The following is a 19,637-nucleotide window of genomic DNA, read 5'->3' as shown; positions in this document are numbered from 1 at the left end:
GGTTTGGGGTGAAGCGCGTCAGCATGAACTGTTGTTAGAGTCGGGAATCATCAAACTGTTACCTATTGAACAAGGATGGCAAGTTAACGCTTACTCACTTCAGTTGCGCACGGATGACGAAGTGTGGCCTAAACTTGATGTCGCGTTTGAATGGCAACCGACGCAATGGCGTTTGAACTTGTCGCAGTTAGACATAAAAACTTTGCTTCCCTTTGTGAAAATGATGCCCGATTCCAGCAAAACGAACGAGCTTTTGCAGCAATTGGATTTTGGGGGCACCCTAGAAGATATTCGGCTCAGCAAAGGAGATAGCCTGCAATCGCTTCGTTATTCGGCCGAACTCAGTGATGGCGCCATGGCGCAATGGCAGTTATTGCCACAAGTACACCATCTCAAAGCCTCCATTGCAGGTAGCATGGAGAGTGCCCGCGCCAAAGTAACGCTGATTGATGACGTGTTACCTTATGGTGATGTTTTCCAAGCACCATTGAATATTCGTCAAGGTGAAGCCGATGTTGTGTGGCAAAAGCAAGACGATGGCTGGTCATTGTGGGCCAGTAAAGTGACTGCGGCGACGCCTGACTTACAAGTGCTTGGATCATTTCGTCTCGATTTTCCTGAAAAACGCAGCCCTTTACTTTCATTTTATGCGGAAGCGGACTTATACAATGCAGGTGAAACTTGGCGTTATTTGCCCACCTTAGCATTGGGGCGCAAGTTAACAGACTATCTCTCTACTGCGATTCAAGGCGGTAAAGCCAACACTGCTAAACTGCTTTGGTATGGTGAACTTGGCGATTTTCCCTACCAACAAAACAATGGCGTATTCCAAGCTTGGGTTGGTTTAAAAGAGGCGAAATTTAGTTTTGATACGGCGTGGCCGCCGATCACCAATTTGCAACTCGATCTGCTGTTTGAAAACGATGCGATGTACCTTGATTCACACTCTGCGACCTTAATGGATGTCACTGCCCAGCGGATCACAGGGCGAATACCTGAGCTAGCCGAAGGTGGACACATCGAAATCGAAGCCAGTGCAACAGCCCAAGGCAATGCCGTACGCGACTATATGACCTCAACGCCTTTAGTGGATTCGGTGGGAGCGGCGTTAACGGCGATCCAAGTCAGTGGCGAAGTGCAATCTGAATTTCAGCTTCGTATCCCTTTTGATAGTGAACAGGAACCCCGAGCATGGGGTTGGGCGAATTTAAATAATAACCACGTGGAAATTGATGCACCGCCAATGGTGCTTGAGGGCGTCTCTGGCAAAATTGAATTTGATAATGACGTTGTGACGGCAGCCGGTTTGTCGGCGGATCTGCTGACTCAACCGATCGCGATTGATTTTAAAGGTGAAAATGCCAGCCAAGGTTACGCGGTGAATATTGATGTGGTGGGAGACTGGGATATTAAACCCCTGACGCCTTTTGTCGGTGAGCGCTGGCTAAACCGTTTAAAAGGGCATGCTCCTTGGCAAATGGGCGTTGATATTCAGCTCAATGATGTCGGTTTCACTTATCAAATCGACACCTTAGCCGATTTAAAAATGGTAGAAAGTGATTACCCTTACCCGCTAAAAAAAGCCTTCAACGTGGCAGGCAAAGCTCACTTGCAAGCATCGGGTAACCAAGAGTCGATCACCGCTCGCCTACAATTACCACAAGCGAAATACCAAGCTGAAATCGATATCACATCGAAAAAACCACGCCTGACAGCCACCAATCTCATAGTAGGGAGCGGCAATTTCAAAATCAGCCCAGTGGTTGGCCACCATGCGCAGATCCGCAGCGATACCTTTAATTTGGATGAATGGTTGAGTTTGGCCAATGAGCCTCAACCGAAGAAAAAATCAGCTCTAGCGGAGATGAATACTCCTGAGATCCCACCACCAGAGAGAGTGGACATCAACGTCAAAGCACTTCTACTAGCGGGAATTGAATGGCACGATGTTGATTTTAATGCCAGACGTAAAAATCTCGGTTGGTACGCACAGCTCGAGAGCCAAGAAGCAAAAGGCCAAGCGAGTTATATTGAACCTTATGATTTGTCCGTCTCGCTTGAACGCTTGCACGTTTACATTCCTGAGTTGGAGGACAGCTCCAAAAAATCATTGTTGGTTGATCAAGATCGCCAGTCTGAGCCGCTTATTACTGATTTTGACCGACAGTTTCATCGATTGGTGCCAAACTTAACTTTGGCCATTGATGATTTTTGGTTGCAGGGTTACAAGGTGGGCAAGATGAATATGGACTTCCAACGGCAAGGTGATACTTTGCAATGGAAGAAGATTGATATCAGTAGTGGTTCAAACCAAGTCAATATCAGTGGTGCTTGGACGTTGAATAAAGATGCACAAGGTGATGAGCGTAGCCATACCCAACTGAATCTCACCATGAAAGGTGACAATAATAGCGATTTGATGGAGCGCTTTGGCATTAGCTCTGGTATCCAAAGAGCGCCATTTGAAATGTCGAGTCAAACCGAATGGGATGGCGCGCCTTGGTCAATGAAGATCGACAGCTTAGAAGGCAAGATAGAGACTACTATGGGGAAAGGGGTAGTTTCTGATGTCAGCGGTGCCGCTCGTTTACTCGGATTATTCAGTTTAGATTCCATTATCCGTAAAATGCAGCTCGATTTTAGTGACGTGTTTGATAAAGGAATGGCCTTTAACTCAATTACGGGCAGTGGTGAAATTTCGCAAGGGATTTTTGTTACCAACAACATCAAAATGGATGCCGTAGCTGGTGAAATGACCATTAAAGGCTTAGCGGATCTCAATAGCCGCACCGTCGATGCTGAGGTGAATTTTGTACCAGACATCACATCAGGAATTCCCGTCTTGACGGCTTTTGCGGTGACGCCGCAAACAGCACTGTATGTCCTAGCTATTACGACCGTGATTGCACCTGTGGTTGAGGTCTTTACCCAAGTCAATTATGAGGTTAAAGGACCAATTAATTCACCGGTTGTTAAAGAGCTTTCACGTAGTAGGGGCGAGTTTAAATTGCCAGAAAAGTTGAGAAAATTGACTGAAAAATAGGGAAGTAGGCATGGATCGCGTTGGACTTATTCAAATGACGTCAAGCTCTGAACCTGCGCAGAATTTGGCCTATATCGAACAGCAAGTGTCACTACTTGTGGCGCAAGGTGCGAAGTGGATTGTCACGCCGGAAAATGCACTGGTGTTTGGTACGCGACAACAGTATCACCAACATGCCGAGCCATTGGGGCAAGGGCCCTTGCAGAGCCAATTGGCTGCTATGGCTCGCTTTCATCGGGTGTGGCTGTTGGTGGGCAGTATGCCTATCCGTCGTGAGGTTGGGGTAACGACTACCTCCTTGCTGTTTGATGCCAATGGCGATCTTGTCGCGTACTATGACAAATTACACATGTTTGATGTAGATGTTGCTGACGGCCACCAGCGCTATCGAGAATCGGAAACTTTTACCTGCGGCACAAAGCTGAGTGTTGCGTCGACGCCATTTGGTCAAATTGGCCTTTCCATCTGCTATGATGTGCGCTTTCCGCACCTCTATTCCCAATTAAGAATGCAGGGTGCCCAGATATTAGTGGTTCCTGCGGCCTTTACGGCGGTGACCGGAAAGGCACATTGGGAAGTCTTGTTAAGAGCCCGAGCGATAGAGAATCAGTGTTGGGTTGTTGCGGTTGGGCAAACTGGGCTTCATCCATGTGGGCGCGAGACATGGGGTCATTCGATGGTCATCAGCCCTTGGGGTGAGGTTATTGCAAGCTTAAACCAGCAAGTGGGGAATTTAGTCGCCGATATTGACTTGGCTTACGTTGAGCAAGTTCGACAAAAAATGCCCATTGCTGCACACACCCGATTCACGAATCAGTTTATAGATAATAAGAGCAAACTATGAGTATTAACCGCATTGAAGATGCACTATTAAAACCTGCAGGATTAACCGAGCAAGATATTGCGGATACACTAGCGACAATTGCCACTCGTCAAATTGATTATGCCGATATCTATTTTCAGTCGAGCTGGCATGAATCTTTAGTGCTCGAAGACAGCATTATTAAAGACGGCTCATTTAATATCGATTGCGGTGTTGGTGTGCGTGCCATCACAGGTGAAAGAACGGGTTTTGCTTATTCAGATCAAATCCAATTAGAAGGTTTGAAACAGAGTGCAATAGCCGCACGAGGCATTGCGCAGCAAGGCAAAAGTGGTTGTGTTCAAGCCTTTAAACGTAGCGATAATCAAGCCTATTATGCGGCGGATAACCCACTAGCCAGTTGGGAAAAAAAGCAAAAAACAGAATTACTGCAAGAGCTGGATGCTTACATTCGTACCAAAGAGCCGTTGATCCAAGAAGTCTCGGTGAGCTTAAGTGGTGTGCATGAACAGATGTTAGTTGCTGCAACCGATGGGACTTACGCAGGCGATATCCGCCCGTTGGTCCGTTTGTCGATCAGCGTGTTAGCACAAAAAGGTGATCGCCGCGAGCGAGGCAGCTCTGGCGGTGGTGGTCGTTTTGGTTATGACTTTTTCCTCACCGAACAAGATGGCCGTAAAGTTGCGTTTCAGTTTGCCGATGAAGCTATCCGACAGGCCTTAGTCAACCTTGAAGCTGTCGCAGCTCCCGCTGGTGCGATGCCTGTTGTGCTCGGTTCTGGTTGGCCGGGTGTCTTGCTTCACGAAGCGGTAGGGCATGGCTTAGAAGGTGATTTCAACCGCAAAGGATCTTCTGTCTTCTCCGGTAAAATTGGCCAGAAAGTAACCTCAACGCTTTGTACGATTGTTGACGATGGCACACTGAAAGATCTGCGTGGCTCGCTCAATGTCGACGATGAAGGTGTCAATGGTCAATACAACACCTTAATTGAAAATGGCGTGTTGAAAGGCTACATACAAGACAAACTCAACGCACGTTTGATGGGGGTGAACCCTACGGGTAATGGGCGTCGTGAATCGTACGCACATTTACCGATGCCGCGCATGACCAACACTTACATGTTGCCGGGTGAACATACGCCAGAAGAGATCATTTCAACAGTGAAGAAAGGCGTTTATGCGCCCAACTTTGGCGGTGGCCAAGTGGATATCACCTCGGGTAAGTTTGTGTTCTCTGCCTCTGAAGCCTATATGATTGAAAACGGCAAAATTACTTATCCAATCAAAGGTGCAACCTTGATCGGTTCGGGCATTGAGGCAATGCAACAAGTCTCGATGGTGGGTAACGATTTGAGCCTTGATCGCGGCGTTGGAGTGTGCGGTAAAGCAGGGCAAAGTGTGCCTGTTGGAGTAGGGCAACCTACGCTTAAGCTAGATTCGCTCACTGTTGGTGGCACCGAATAACGTTGTTACTCGCTCAGAGCTGACGTGGTTTGTATCGCGCAGCGTAAGCAAATAAAAAGCGGCGTTTTGATGCGCCGCTTTTTTATCTCTTTTATTCACTGCGTTGAATTGAGAAGGTTAAATATCATCTCGCTCGATCGGGCAGCTCATGCAGCGCGCGCCGCCTCGGCCTCGGCCGAGTTCATTGCCGGGGATGGTTAATACTTTGATGCCTGCCTTATCGTATTTCTCGTTAGTGTAGACATTGCGCTCGTAGCCAATCACAACTCCGGGTTTAACCGTTAACACGTTGTTGGCGTCATTCCATTGCTCACGTTCAGCCTCATAGCTATCACCACCGGTGGTGATGATTTTGAGTTTGTCCAAACCTAACGCGCGTTCAATCGCATTAACATAACTTGGCATTGAATCGACGTTCATCCCGCCATTGCCTTTTGGCGTTAAACGCCATGTTTCTAAATCATGACGCATAATTTCGGGGTAAACAGAAAAGGTGTCGACATCCATATGTGTCATCACCGTATCTAAATGCATACAAGAGCGGTGTTTAGGCAGGTTAACGGCAATCACCTCTTTGGCCTGCCCATGTTTAAATAAACTCGCAGCAAAATTTTCTACCCCTTGCACAGTTGTGCGTTCGGAAATACCAATCAACACCGCACCTTTACCGATCACCAGTACGTCGCCCCCTTCAATATTGGCATTATCGTAGTGCAGATCTTCATCACCAAAATACTTGATAAAATTCTCTCCTGCAAATACAGGATGCCAACGATAAATGGCACGTAAATGGTTGGTTTCACGTTGGCGTGCTGGTTTCATCATCGGATTAAGCGATACGCCGCCATACACCCAGCAAGAGGTATCGCGGGTAAAGAGATGATTAGGCAACGGTTCAATCACAAAATCTAACGGACGATGCATTTTAGGTAGCATCGAAGAGGAGTGGATGGGTAGTTCGGAATAAGCAAGACCACCGAGTAGCAGAGTGGCGAGGTGTTCATTATCCATGTCAGCTAAATAGCAGCGCAGATCGCGCGCCAAAGTGGGACCATAGCGAAAATCAGAAATTTGCGTATCGAGCAACCACGCTTTGGCATCGGCAACGGCTAATGTTTCGACTAAGAGATCATGCAACAACAGCACTTCAACATCTTGGTCCTTCAATGTGTTGGCAAAAGCATCATGCTCTTTTCCTGCATCTTCTACGGCAAGCACATCATCAAATAACAGTTCATGACAGTTCGACGGTGTGAGATGAGTTAAGGCACGCTCTGGCCGATTGAGTAATACTCGGCGCAGTTGCCCAACTTCAGATCCAACGTACAGCTTATTCATTTTGTATCCCTACTCTTATTTCTCATGTTCTTTATGACAAGCTTAAGCGATCGATGCAAGTCTACTTAGTGGTGATATTAGCTGTTATTTTGTGAACTTATAGTTTTGTATGCTTAAAAGTGTGTGCTTATTAAAAAATAACTCCAAAACTAGCCAAATAAGCCTAATAACGACAAAGTGCTTTGTTATGCGTTTTTGGCTCAGAGGAGGGTGAATTAAGCATGAAGAATAAGTGATTTTCTATGCGGTTATTTACATAAAAAGTGCATAATGCGGGCATGTTTAGCCAAAGAGACCTTTTTCGCTATGCATGAATGTTTGATAAACAGGCAGTTTAATGCGGTGAAAGAGCAAATCATCAGGCAGATAATCTACTGAATTAGCAAAATGAAAATAAATTGTTAAATTAAAGTGTTTTTTATTTAATCTGTACTTGATTGAGCAGTGATCCTTTAGAAAGATAAAGATCGCGGTACGTTGTTGGTGGCAATTTTAGGCGAACCATGCCATATTTCGTCGAAATTCATTTATACCCTTCCGACGTGAAGTTGTAGCGGTGCTGGCTACGTTTGCTCACCCCAGTCACATAGTTTATCTATGTTCATGGGAATGAACTCACTTGCCGCCTATCTGCAACGCCAGGTTGATGGAGTATAGTCTACATTTAGCCAAATCTGGAGCACCTTATGTCTCAACCTCAGCAAGATGACTACGTATCCGTTGAAGAGTTAATCGAAATTCAAAAAGAAGATACTCGCGACATCATTCAAGCCCTGCTCGAAGATGGCAGTGATCCAGATGCGTTATATGAGATAGAGCACCACCTATTTGCTGAAGATTTTGACACGCTAGAAAAAGCGGTTGTTGAAGCCTTTAAAATGGGCTTTGAAGTGCTTGAAGCAGAAGAAACAGAAGATGAAGACGGCAATAAACTATTGTGCTGTGACGCGACTATGCAATCGGTACTGAAGGCCGAAGCGATCGATGAACAGGCAGAGAAGCTTATTCAACTTGCTGAAAAATATGACATTATTTACGACGGCTGGGGCACTTACTACGAGGGTGAAGATGCGCTATACGACGATGAAGAAGATGAAGACGACCAAGAGTGATTAGGCGTTATTTACCTTAATGTGAGATACCAGCCCTTTGGCTGGTATTTTTTTAGCTATGCAAAGCTAACAGCGTACTTTAGTGACGAATCATTATTTTTGTCAGCACATCTTTATTTATTTTGTATATAATCGCTCAACATTGATCTAGCTCAAGTTTATTATGCGAATTTCTCTTGCTGGCTTTTGGCAGCTTTCACCGTTGACTGATTTATCGATCCCGCAAGATGATCTTTGTTTTCCTGCGCCTCTTAGCCAAGTATTACCTTACGATATGACAGAAGCACAAATTGCCGAGCAAGAGTGGCATTTGATGCATGATGTTGAGGTGGATGAAGTGATGCTTGGTTTTGCTGCAATTGATCTTGTGCTTGAGGGGATCGATTTTTATGCGGAAATACGTTTAAACGGTGTGGCACTATTTGATTGTGATGGCAGTCAAGCGGTGTATAAAAAAGACATTCGGCCTTTGCTGCAACTCGGCCGCAATCGATTCGAAATTTTGTTTGTTGAGCAAGAAGAAGAGTGGTTGCTGGAGGATCAAGATTTACCGCAATTATGCCCATTGGGACACCACTCGGTGAAGAAATACGATGAGCGAATGGGTATTTGGCAAGAGCCTTATCTGCAATGCATTCGTCATGTTCGTTTAGAGCATGTTACTACTGAGCAAATCTGGCACTATGGTGGTGGCTGTGAGTTTTTGGTTCACTTACATTATCAAACCTACGCACCAGGATTAGTTTCCGCGGTGGTGAAATTTAATGGTATGAGCTATCAGTTACCTATTGATGTGCGTCATCAGCACGCCAGTGCTTTATTTCAAGTGGAAGCGCCGAAGTACGCAGATCTTACACAGCTTAACCCGAATGATTTGTATACCTTATCGGTGCAACTTGATGGCCAGCAGCAATCCTTCCATATCGCGTTAAGCGAAGATCTCTGTGTTACCCATTTTCCTATCTGATCAACGTACAGTTAATGAGAGCATTTCATTGGTGACCATTCTTGCGGATGCCTCTTTTGCCAGAACCTCTCGTAGAAGTAGTAAGCACACGTATTAATGCTCGGTTCGATCATGGCTAAAACACCACCAATGACAAAACTTCCTGTCATGATATATGCCACGCTAAATGCAACACTGAAGTGCACTACAGCAAAGCTACCTGTTTTAATTTTGGCCGATTGTGAGTAGCGGCGCAGTGGGGCGTAGTGCGCCCATACTTTTTCGTGAAAGTAAAAAGCAACGGTATTGACCATCGGCTCAAGCATGGCAATCAGACTACCAAGAATAATGTCGCCCGTAAGTAGATAAACGACGGTAAACGCAATACTGAAATGGATCGCGGCAAAGCTAAGCGTTTTTTTCATAATGTTCACCTAAACGGTTATCGGGTTGATGTAAACATTATTGATAATTATTCTCAACAAGTAAAGATGATTGAGCCTATTAGTTTGATAGCCAATTCCTAACTGAGGCGCTTATCGTTGGCATAAAAAAAGCGCCTCATGCGCTTTTTTATGACGATGCAGGGTTTCTATCCTTGCGGCTTGACAACCAGTACATTGATTGGCGAGTTTTGCACTACTTTACTGGCCACCGATCCCAGCATCACTTTATCGATCTTCGATCGTTTATGGCTTGGCATGATAATCAAATCAGCTCCGAGCTTTTCTGCGTAATCTAAAATGGTGGTGTAGGCTTTACCTTCCGCTACATGCAGTTTGTAGATTATTTCGTCAGCGATATGTTGATCAGCAAACTGTTTTAGCTGTTGCTTGACGTCTTCTTTCATTTTCGCCGCGGCATCTTTCGGGAAGTATGTGGCGACCATCGACATGTGGATACCAGGTAATACATTTAAAAGATGAATTTCAGCATTGGAATGTGTCGCGTGCCAAACAGCAAGTTCAACGGCTTTGTCAGAAAAGCCTTTTTCATTAAGGTCCACTGGAACAAGGATGTGTTTATACATTATGGATTATCTCATCTACGATAGGGTGCTTTAGAGCACCTTGTTTCCGTAAAGTATATGCCTAGCTCGTGCTAGGCATATTGATTAAGCGCGTATTTCTTGTGTTCTCATACGGCGTTTTTGATTCCAAGCTAGCGTCAGCACTAATAATAATGCAGGTAAGAAAACCCACTCTTTCATTGGCCGTTGGCTTTCCAACACAACTGAGCGGATTTCCCAATCAAAATCTATGCCTGCAGCTTCAGCTGGACTGCCAAACTCAATCATATCCACCAGCATACGATTACTGGTTTCTTTCAGGGTTAGCCCCATTGATTGAATACGCTGTTCTGCCGTTGACGCTTGATCATCAAAAGGGAGTAGTACTGTTTTTGATAAGTAATCACCTTCAATGGTTTCACCAGCGACGATAAGCTCTATCGATTGACCTACATCGAGGTTTTCTACAATTTGCGCTATCTCTGTGCCTGGGTGCAGTTCGCTCGCAGGATAAATCATGTCCCACCAAAAACCGGGTCGGAAGAACGAGAACGTCAGCACCAACAGCAAGACGGTTTCCCACCACTTATTGCGAGTGAGCCACCAACCTTGAGTCGCAGCAGAAAACAGCAGCATTGCGGTAATGGCCGAGAAAATGGTTAACGCTAAGTGCCACCATGTATCAATTCCCATTAGCAGTAGTTGAGTGTTGAATACGAACATAAAGGGCAAAATGGCGGTACGAATATCGTAAGCAAACCCTTGAATACCTGTACGAATAGGGTCTGATTTAGCGATAGCGGCTGCGGCAAATGCCGCCAAGCCAACTGGTGGGGTGTCATCTGCCAAAATGCCGAAATAGAACACAAATAAGTGTACGGCAATCAATGGGATGATAAGACCATGAGCGGCTCCCAGTGTCACAATGACGGGAGCCATTAAGGTTGATACGACGATGTAGTTGGCAGTGGTCGGTAAGCCCATACCAAGAATGAGGCTGATCACGGCGGTAAAAATCAGCATCAGTATGACGCTGCCACCGGATATAAACTCAACAAAATCGGTCATCACTAAGCCAATGCCAGTCAAGGTGACGACACCAACGACGGTTCCTGCGGCAGCGGTTGCCACACCAATGCCAATCATATTCCGCGCGCCCGAAACCAAGCTTTCGGCAAGATCAACAAACCCAGCCTTCACTTGCGTGTTCAAATCGTTGCTCTTATTGAGTAACGACATGATTGGCCGCTGAGTGATCAAAATGAAGACCATAAATATCGTGGCCCAAAAGGCGGATAATCCAGGCGAGAAGCGCTCGACCGTCAAACACCATACTAGCACCACAATAGGTAGCAGGTAATGAAGTCCTGATTTTACCGTCGGCCCAGGGTCGGGTACTTCTTGGATATCCATATCCATTGCACTTTCTGAGGCGTAGCGAGACGAAATTTTAATCAGAGCGACATAAGTCAGTAAAAGCGCGACCGTAACAATTGGAGTAGCGGCGTCACCAAACACCTCTTTGGTCCAACCAATGCCGTAGTAAACAACAGCGCTGAGAACGCAAAGCCCTAAAATAGTACCCGTAAATGAAAGTAAGCTTTGCACCCATGTCGGTGTATGACGGCGAGGTAGGCCTTTCATTCCTGCTTTGCAGGCTTCCAAATGGACAATATAAATTAAGGCAATATAAGAGATAAGCGCTGGCAGTAGCGCCGCACGGATCACTTCAACATAGGAAATACCGACATATTCCACCATTAAAAATGCGGCAGCACCCATGATAGGCGGGGTTAATTGGCCATTGGTGGAAGCGGCTACTTCAACAGCGCCCGCCTTTGTTCCGGGAAAGCCGACACGTTTCATCAAGGGAATGGTAAAAGTACCGGTGGTAACTACGTTTGCAATCGATGAGCCAGACACTAGCCCCGATAAGCCTGAGGCTACAACCGCTGCTTTCGCGGGACCGCCTCGCATGTGGCCCAACAGTGAAAAGGCCACTTTGATAAAATAGGAACCTGCGCCAGCTCGTTCAAGCATTGCGCCAAATAGAACAAACAAGAACACAAAAGAGGTGGAAACCCCAAGAGCCACCCCAAAAACCCCTTCAGTGGTCAGCCATAAATGAGACATCGCTTTGTTTAGGCTCGCTCCTTTATGAGCGATCACATCCGGCATGTAGGGGCCACCAAAGGTGTAGAGCAAAAAGAGTGCTGCGACCAACATTAGCGGTGGTCCTAACGCTCGACGTGTTGCTTCAAGTAATAGCACCATTCCTGTGACGGAGACCGCTATATCAATCAAGGTTGGCGCACCAGAGCGACCAGCCAACTCATTGTAAAATAAATAGATGTAAGCAGCAGAGAAACTGCCTGCCAATGCCAAAATCCAATCAATCAATGGAATGCGATCGCGTGGTGAGTTCTTTAACGCAGGGTAGGCAGTAAAGGCGAGAAAGACAGCGAATGTGAGGTGAATGGCTCGTGCTTGCGTATCGTTTAAGATGGCAAAGTTAAAAATAAAGGGCAGCGGTGAAGCATACCAAAGTTGGAATAGTGACCAACATAGTGGGACAAACCACAAAATGCGCCCCGGCAAGCCGTGAGGGTTTCTTGCGCCGGTATCAGATTGCGCTACCATTTCCTGCACATCGGTTGACGGAGTAAGTGTCTTCGTCATGTACGTTATCCTTATTATTGGCTGCCTACGTCTCGGTTGGTCACAGGGTCAATTCACTGCTAATGAGAAGTGGGCTATTGCGGAACAGAACAAAAGGTGGGTTGTTAAATCATTTAAAACCCAAATGTGCCCAGAGAGTCGTTGTGAACGTAAGAGGACAGGCCATCATCGCTGACCATAACGCCAAGGGATAAAGGGCATATCGCTCGTGACTGAAAGGGCAATCAAAGGAGACGTTCAGCCTCCTTTGATTCGGTATCGCTATTGTTGGTTTTCGCGATGCGAAATTATTTTAGCAGACCGATTTCTTTGTAGTATTTTTCTGCGCCAGGGTGAAGAGGAATGGAGATCCCCGCTTTCACCATGTCTTCTTTTTTCAAGTTAGCAAAGGCAGGGTGAAGACGTTTAAAGGTATCAAAATCTTCAAATACCGCTTTGACCAAATTGTATGCGACTTCATCAGACACATCAGTGCTTGATACCAAGGTTGCAGCCACACCAAAACTGGTTACATCTTTATCTGTTCCACGGTACATGCCAGCAGGAATCGTGCTGTAAGCGTAGTAAGGGTTATTGGCAACAATTTTTTCAATTTCAGGGCCAGTAGCAGAGACGAGTTTTGCATCGCATGAGGTCGTTGCTTCTTTGATTGAACCATTTGGATGGCCAACCATATAAATAAAGGCATCTATTTTATTGTCGCACAATGCTTGAGAGCGCTCAGAGCCTTTGAGCTCAGAAGCCAGTTTGAAGCTGTCATTGGTCCAACCAAATGCATCCATCACCACTGCCATGGTAGCCCTGTCACCAGAACCTGGGTTACCAATGTTGACACGTTTACCTTTCAAGTCAGCCACGTTTTCAATGCCAGAATCCGCGCGGGCAATGATATTAAAAGGTTCGGTATGAAGGGAAAATACTGCGCGCAGTTTTTTATTCGGGCCTTGCTCGGCAAATTCACTGGTACCGTTATAACCATGGTACTGCCAGTCAGATTGAACAATACCGAAATCGAGTTCACCTGCACGAATCGTGTTCACGTTGTAGATCGATCCGCCTGTTGATTCTACTGAGCAGCGAATGTTGTGATCTTTACGCCCTTTATTAACCAGCTTACAAATAGCACCACCTGTCGGGTAGTAAACACCAGTGACGGATCCTGTACCAATCGTAATGAACTCTTGTGCGCTTAACGTACCTGTACCCATGACCGCTGCTGCAATAATTCCAACTTTAATCAATTTATTCAATGCCATGAATTTTCCTTCCTTATTCATTATTAACCCCATAGATAATTGTTGTTACACCCTTCCCACCTGAAGTTGCTGTGGTGTTGGCTACGTTCGTTCACCCCAATCACAGAATTATCCATGCTTATGACGACTGACTCACTTGCCGCCTACCCGCAACTTCAAGTTGTTTGGGTATCGGGGGAGTTTCCTCATCTAGAAACGGCATCTTTTTCAATCCGTATGTTGAAAAAGTGGCTAAATAATACCAAAAAATCGACACATAATTACAGGAATGTTAAAAAATGTAGCGAAATTGGCTATCAATAAGCGTCATTGTCAGAGCCAAAATATGGCAATAGCTTGCCTATCAAGGAGTTATTCCTCTTTCTGCTGTGACAACTTATTGCTGAAGATGTGAAGAGAATCACGCCGACTTGACTCAGTGTGATTCTACTAGAGAGTAAGATGAAATGCGTTTAGTGACAAATTACCCTGCGTAATCAAACAGATCACAGACTGAATCAAACAGCTGCTTTGTCGTTACGTTCAGTGTCGGTGTGATAAAAATGGTATCGTCACCGGCCACCACACCCAAGATACCTTCTGATTTGCCCAGAGAATCAAGTAACCGAGCAATAAGCTGCGCCGCTCCTGGTCCGGTATGAATCACTACCAGCGCGGCATTGTGATCTATATCTAGTACTAATTCACGTAGTGAACTTGATACGGTTGGTACACCGAGTTCAGCAGGAAGGCAGTAGACCATCTCCATTTTTGCGTTGCGAGTGCGTACCGCGCCAAATTTAGTCAGCATGCGAGATACTTTGGATTGGTTGATATTATCAAACCCTTCATTACGCAGGGCATCGACAATGTCACCTTGAGATCCAAAACGTTCTTCTTTTAATAGATTTTTAAAAGCACGAACCAGATTATCTTGCTTATCATTATTGTTGCGCATAGTTATCGTCTTCGATTAGCCATTTATTGCTGCATATTCTCGCATAGCTATGCAGTCATCGCCAAATTATCGTCCAAAAGTGTCTAAAAGGTCACTGTAAACTTTTATGTAAAACTTTGGTCGAATGGCAACTTAACTCTTTGTCGGTAAAGATAAACAAGGTCATAATTGCCATCGGTGCTGTAGCACGATTTTAGCGAATTGCGCGAGGTCGCAAAGCTAGCGTTAATTGATTGTAATCATATTGTGATTGCTATAGTTTTCTAGCTTAAAAATACCCTACACAAAAACATTTATAAGAGATTTATTCTCAAGGAGAACTACGATGAAAGTAGCTGTTATTGGTGCCGCTGGTGGCATCGGTCAAGCCCTAGCACTTCTACTTAAAAACCATCTTCCTGCTGGTTCCGATCTGGCGCTGTATGACATCGCACCGGTGACTCCGGGCGTTGCTGCCGATCTAAGCCACATTCCTACTCCCGTATCGATCAAAGGCTATGCTGGCGAAGATCCAACACCTGCGCTTGAGGGTGCGGATGTAGTCCTTGTTTCTGCTGGTGTCGCTCGTAAGCCGGGTATGGATCGCGCGGATCTGTTTAATGTTAACGCTGGCATTGTGAAAGCATTGGCTGAAAAGATTGCGGTTGTCTGTCCAAAAGCCTGTGTGGGCATTATCACCAACCCTGTCAATACAACAGTACCTATTGCAGCGGAAGTATTGAAAAAAGCAGGCGTTTACGACAAGCGTAAGCTATTTGGTGTGACAACGTTGGATGTGATCCGCTCAGAAACGTTTGTCGCGGCGCTAAAAGATAAAAACCCTAGCGAGATTATTGTGCCTGTGATTGGCGGCCACTCAGGCGTCACTATCCTTCCTTTGCTTTCGCAAATTGAAGGGGTGGAGTTCACGGCCGAAGAAGTGGAAGCCCTAACTAAGCGTATTCAAAACGCAGGCACCGAAGTGGTGGAAGCGAAGGCGGGTGGCGGCAGTGCAACACTGTCAATGGGTCAAGCGGCTTGCCGTTTTGGTTTATCGTTAGTCAAAGCCCTGCAAGGTGAACAAGGTGTTGTTGAATGTGCTTACGTTGACGGTGGCAGTGAGCATGCCTCATTCTTCGCCCAACCGATTAAACTCGGCAAAGAGGGCGTTGAAGAAGTGTTGAGCTATGGTGTATTGAGTGCCTATGAACAAGCCGCGTTAGACGGAATGCTAGCAACACTGAAAGGTGATATTCAGCTAGGTGTTGATTTCGCCAAATAAAGAATAATGCTGTCTTATACAAGAATGCCGCTTGCTTATCCAAGCGGCATTTTTTATGGTTTTTACCAATATTTTTGTATGATGATGCTTTGAACTGTGTAATATGCGGTTTTTTTTACTGAGTAGTGCATTATTTTCGTCGTGAACTTACAAACTTTTTGATCCCTAGCAATGAATTTGACTATTGACTCACTATCTCAGTGACCGCGATCACACAGGGATTGATGTCTTGCAAAGATGTTCTTTAAAATAGCGCCTTCTTCTAATGTGTCGATACTCACTGGATAGTTACCATGGATAATAAGCTTGGTTTGGGCTCACTGACAGCACTGGTCATTGGTTCAATGATTGGTGCTGGCGTTTTTAGCCTGCCACAAAACATGGCCTCAGTCGCCAGCCCTTTGGCGGTAATGATCGGCTGGGGGATCACTGGCGTTGGTATGATCTTTCTTGCGCTCTCTTTTCAACAACTCGCCATCCATAAACCTCATATCAATAGTGGCGTATTTGGTTTTGCTCGAGAAGGATTTGGTGATTTTGCGGGTTTCTGTTCCGCATGGGGTTACTGGTTTAGCGCCATGGTGGCCAATGTCTCTTATCTGGTGATTGTTTTTAGTACCTTAGGCATGTTGTTTGATACACCAGATAACGTGATGTTTGGGGCGGGCAATACGTGGCTTTCTATTGTGAGTGCATCGGTATTACTTTGGTTGGTGCATGCGCTGGTCAAAAAAGGAGTACAAACGGCCGCATTCATTAATCTGATTACCACCTTTGCTAAAATGATCCCTCTAGTGTTGTTTATTATTTGTGCCGCCTTTGCTTTTTCTTGGGACAAATTCACATTGGATTTTACAGGCTTACACTTCGGTGTTGGCCATGATCTGCTGGATCAAATAAAAAGCACTATGTTGATCACGGTATGGGTGTTCATCGGAATAGAGGGAGCGGTTGTTGTGTCAAGCCGCGCTCGCCACCGTGCCGATATCGGTAAAGCGACTATTCTCGGTTTGCTTACGGCGTTGACCATTTATGTATTGGTCACCTTATTGTCGATGGGCGTGATTAAACCGGTTGAATTGGCGCAATATCAGAACCCTTCAATGGCCAAAGTGCTGACGACTATTCTTGGTCCTTGGGGTGAGTACATTATCGGTGTTGGCTTAATTATTTCGGTGTGCGGTGCTTTTCTTAGCTGGACGGTCCTGGCCTCCGAAGCGCCATTTTTATGTGCTAGAGATAAGATGTTTCCTGCCATCTACGCCCAGCAAAACGAAGCGGGGAGCCCAGTAAAAGCGTTAACTCTAACCAATATTTGCATTCAGGTCTCACTGATTCTGGTGATGTACGCAGGCAGTACCTACGATACGCTGCTGATCTTCGCTTCAGAAATGATCCTTGTTCCCTATTTTTTGATCGGCGCCTTTACGTTAAAGATCGCGATTGAACAGAAGAATAAAGGCAAACTTCTGGTGATAGGTTCTTGTGCCACCATTTATGGGATTTGGCTTTTGTATGCCTCTGGTTTGCACTATTTGATGCTCTCCGCGCTACTCTACTTACCTGGGCTCTATTTCTACATGAAAGCCAAACGAGAGCAGGGCATTCATCCTTTTCAAGGCAAAGAAAAGTTAGGAGCTTGTGCTTTAACGATCGTGGCTGTTTTTGCATTTGGCATGATTTGGCAAGGCGGGTTTTAAATAACGCTTAGAATCAAAAAGAGCCTCAATTGAGGCTCTTTTTGTAGCGGTGCATTTTTAGGCAAAGATCGATTCTTCGTCCAAGCTAGCTGCTGTTCTACTTTGTTCTATTCACAGCCATATGAGCTAGAGCTATCAGTGCTTGTTTATATTCACTTTCTGGCAGAATAGACAGCTCATTGATTGCTTTATCGGCTTCTTCGAGTGCTTTGTTGGTTGTGTATTCAAGCGAGCCTGTCTGTTTCATTGCCGCTAGAATTGCATCAAGCTGTTCCATGCCATTGGCTTTTTCGATGGCCTCACGGATCATCTCTTTTTGTTCGGGTGTACCATGCTGCATTGCGTACAATAGAGGAAGTGTTGGTTTGCCTTCCGCTAAATCATCGCCCACATTTTTGCCCATTTCACTGCCATCAGAGGTGTAATCCATCACGTCATCAATGAGCTGGAAAGCTGTGCCAAGGTACTTACCATAATTCTGTAGTGCTGTTTCAATTTCAGGAGAAGCGTTACTTAATATCGCACCAATCTGGGTCGCGGCTTCAAACAAACGCGCCGTTTTCGAGTAGATCACCTGTAGGTAATTTTCCTCGGTAGTGTTTGGATCATTACAGTTCATCAATTGTTGCACTTCGCCTTCAGCGATAACGTTCACCGCATCGCTCATCAGCTCAAGGATCCTTAACGATCCTAGTGTAGTCATCATTTGGAAGGAACGCGTGTAGATGAAATCCCCCACTAACACGCTCGCTGCATTGCCAAATGCCGCGTTCGCTGTTGCTTTGCCACGGCGCATATCCGATTCATCGACAACGTCGTCATGCAACAAGGTTGCCGTGTGGAGGAATTCAATAAATGCAGCGGCTGTCGTGTGTGCTTCACCTTGATAATCAAGGGCTCGAGCCGACAAAATAGCCAGCAAAGGACGCAGGCGTTTCCCACCTCCGCTGACGATGTAGAATCCTAATTGATTGATTAAAGATACATCAGAGTTGAGCTGAGCTTGAATCGTTTCATTCACTTTTGCCATGTCATCGGCAGTAAGCGTTTGGATAGCTTTAAAATCCATGGTTAATCCGGCTGAAGTTAGAACCTATAAGGTGTTGTGTTCTTCTATAATTCTCGAATAATACACTAAAAAACGTTGATTAATACAAGGCTTAAAGGCATGATTGCGCCACTTTTCATTGGCGATTAGCTTTTCGCCAATTTTTTCAAAATATGGCTTGTCTTGGGGTACTCATTCGCGTAGAATCTGCGCCCTATTGATGATTAGTTTAGCGCACACCCAAATTGCTCAAATAAAAAGCATACGGCTGTGCGGAAAGAGCGGAGTAAAATATGTACGCTGTTTTCCAATCTGGTGGTAAACAACACCGTGTAAGCGAAGGTCAAACTCTTCGTTTAGAGAAATTAGACGTTGAAACTGGTGCAACTGTTGAATTTGATAAAGTTCTACTAGTTGCTAACGGTGAGCAAATCACTGTTGGGGCACCTCTTGTTGAAGGCGGTAAAATTACTGCTGAAGTAGTACAACACGGTCGTGGCGATAAAGTTAAAATCGTTAAGTTCCGTCGTCGTAAACACTCTCGTAAACAACAAGGCCACCGTCAGTGGTTCACTGAAGTGAAAATCACTGGCATCAACGCTTAAGTAATTTAGGAGAGTTTAACAATGGCACACAAAAAAGCTGGCGGTTCTACTCGTAACGGCCGCGATTCAGAAAGCAAACGTCTTGGTGTTAAGCGTTTCGGTGGTGAATCTGTTCTTGCAGGTAACATCATCGTTCGTCAACGTGGTACTAAGTTCCACGCAGGCACTAACGTTGGTATCGGTAAAGACCATACTCTTTTCGCTCTTACTGAAGGTAAAGTGAAATTTGAAGTTAAAGGTCCTAAAAACCGTAAATTTGTTAGCATCGACGCTGAATAAATTTATACCTAACTGAACTCAAAAGCCCTGCCGTTACGGTGGGGTTTTTTATTTATCAGCCGAACAGAAAAGAAGACACTCTAATCACTAGAGTTTCTCCTTATGTGTTCCAATTGTGGATAAAACGAAGGATGATCA

General features: G+C 45.4%; 16 protein-coding genes. 9 read left to right on the top strand and 7 right to left on the bottom strand.

The window, feature by feature from the left end; translation table 11 throughout:
• The 3 genes from AACQ21_RS03965 to tldD form a co-directional block, all read left to right on the top strand.
• The coding region (locus tag AACQ21_RS03965) for a YhdP family protein (RefSeq protein WP_105976342.1) at nt 1-3,043 on the top strand (3,043 nt) is incomplete at its 5' end.
• Between the two features lie 10 nt (nt 3,044-3,053).
• Entirely contained in the window at nt 3,054-3,887 is an 834-nt protein-coding gene (locus tag AACQ21_RS03960) for a carbon-nitrogen hydrolase family protein (protein ID WP_105976341.1), read from the top strand.
• Nucleotides 3,884-5,329 (top strand): metalloprotease TldD, encoded by a 1,446-nt coding sequence (tldD, locus tag AACQ21_RS03955; RefSeq protein WP_105976340.1) that lies wholly within the window; start codon nt 3,884-3,886, stop codon nt 5,327-5,329. Before AACQ21_RS03960 ends, tldD begins: the two co-directional genes overlap by 4 nt.
• Before the next feature lie 117 nt (nt 5,330-5,446).
• Here tldD and arcA read toward each other — a convergent pair whose 3' ends face one another.
• Nucleotides 5,447-6,667 carry an arginine deiminase gene (gene arcA / locus AACQ21_RS03950; protein WP_105976339.1) on the bottom strand — a complete coding sequence of 407 codons (1,221 nt, stop codon included), beginning with the start codon at nt 6,665-6,667 and terminating at the stop codon, nt 5,447-5,449.
• Nucleotides 6,668-7,353: 686 nt separating this feature from the next.
• Here arcA and rraB point away from each other — a divergent pair.
• Together rraB and AACQ21_RS03940 are read left to right on the top strand one after the other, a co-directional pair.
• Complete coding sequence (rraB, locus tag AACQ21_RS03945) at nt 7,354-7,779, top strand: ribonuclease E inhibitor RraB (RefSeq protein ID WP_017046663.1); 426 nt, start codon at nt 7,354-7,356, stop codon at nt 7,777-7,779.
• Nucleotides 7,780-7,942: 163 nt separating this feature from the next.
• Nucleotides 7,943-8,746: a glycosyl hydrolase 2 galactose-binding domain-containing protein gene (locus AACQ21_RS03940; RefSeq protein ID WP_105976338.1), complete on the top strand. Its 804-nt coding sequence runs from the start codon at nt 7,943-7,945 to the stop codon at nt 8,744-8,746.
• 11 nt (nt 8,747-8,757) lie between these two features.
• Here the strand turns inward: AACQ21_RS03940 and AACQ21_RS03935 are convergent, their stop codons facing one another.
• The 5 genes from AACQ21_RS03935 to argR form a co-directional block, all read right to left on the bottom strand.
• Nucleotides 8,758-9,150 (bottom strand): DUF2061 domain-containing protein, encoded by a 393-nt coding sequence (locus tag AACQ21_RS03935; protein WP_026027830.1) that lies wholly within the window; start codon nt 9,148-9,150, stop codon nt 8,758-8,760.
• Nucleotides 9,151-9,317: 167 nt separating this feature from the next.
• Complete coding sequence (locus AACQ21_RS03930; RefSeq protein ID WP_013857847.1) at nt 9,318-9,755, bottom strand: universal stress protein; 438 nt, start codon at nt 9,753-9,755, stop codon at nt 9,318-9,320.
• Between the two features lie 84 nt (nt 9,756-9,839).
• Nucleotides 9,840-12,413, bottom strand: coding sequence for a TRAP transporter permease (locus AACQ21_RS03925; protein WP_094128151.1), 2,574 nt, complete (start codon nt 12,411-12,413; stop codon nt 9,840-9,842).
• Nucleotides 12,414-12,700: 287 nt separating this feature from the next.
• Entirely contained in the window at nt 12,701-13,669 is a 969-nt protein-coding gene (locus AACQ21_RS03920; protein ID WP_026027829.1) for a TAXI family TRAP transporter solute-binding subunit, read from the bottom strand.
• A 463-nt stretch (nt 13,670-14,132) separates the two neighbouring features.
• Nucleotides 14,133-14,606, bottom strand: coding sequence for a transcriptional regulator ArgR (argR, locus tag AACQ21_RS03915; protein ID WP_013857844.1), 474 nt, complete (start codon nt 14,604-14,606; stop codon nt 14,133-14,135).
• 325 nt (nt 14,607-14,931) lie between these two features.
• Between argR and mdh the strand changes: the two genes are divergently transcribed.
• On the top strand, nt 14,932-15,867 hold the full coding sequence (gene mdh, locus AACQ21_RS03910) for a malate dehydrogenase (RefSeq protein WP_105976337.1): 936 nt from the start codon (nt 14,932-14,934) through the stop codon (nt 15,865-15,867).
• Between the two features lie 293 nt (nt 15,868-16,160).
• On the top strand, nt 16,161-17,567 hold the full coding sequence (locus tag AACQ21_RS03905) for a basic amino acid/polyamine antiporter (protein WP_105976336.1): 1,407 nt from the start codon (nt 16,161-16,163) through the stop codon (nt 17,565-17,567).
• Between the two features lie 97 nt (nt 17,568-17,664).
• On the opposite strand, the gene ispB is transcribed toward AACQ21_RS03905, so the two are convergent.
• Nucleotides 17,665-18,636: an octaprenyl diphosphate synthase gene (ispB, locus tag AACQ21_RS03900; protein WP_105976335.1), complete on the bottom strand. Its 972-nt coding sequence runs from the start codon at nt 18,634-18,636 to the stop codon at nt 17,665-17,667.
• A gap of 272 nt (nt 18,637-18,908) precedes the next feature.
• Here ispB and rplU point away from each other — a divergent pair, with 272 nt between their 5' ends.
• Together rplU and rpmA are read left to right on the top strand one after the other, a co-directional pair.
• The gene (gene rplU, locus AACQ21_RS03895; protein ID WP_010320620.1) at nt 18,909-19,220 is read left to right on the top strand and encodes a 50S ribosomal protein L21; all 312 of its coding nucleotides are present in this window, start codon (nt 18,909-18,911) and stop codon (nt 19,218-19,220) included.
• A 21-nt stretch (nt 19,221-19,241) separates the two neighbouring features.
• The gene (gene rpmA, locus AACQ21_RS03890; protein ID WP_010320621.1) at nt 19,242-19,499 is read left to right on the top strand and encodes a 50S ribosomal protein L27; all 258 of its coding nucleotides are present in this window, start codon (nt 19,242-19,244) and stop codon (nt 19,497-19,499) included.
• The last annotated feature ends 138 nt before the right edge of the window (nt 19,500-19,637 follow it).

It is taken from the genome of Vibrio sp. V01_P9A10T6, assembly GCF_963877065.1.
GTDB lineage: Bacteria > Pseudomonadota > Gammaproteobacteria > Enterobacterales > Vibrionaceae > Vibrio > Vibrio anguillarum.
The sequence above is the reverse complement of the archived record's forward strand: the minus strand, read 5'-3'. Positions and strand labels throughout refer to the sequence as shown.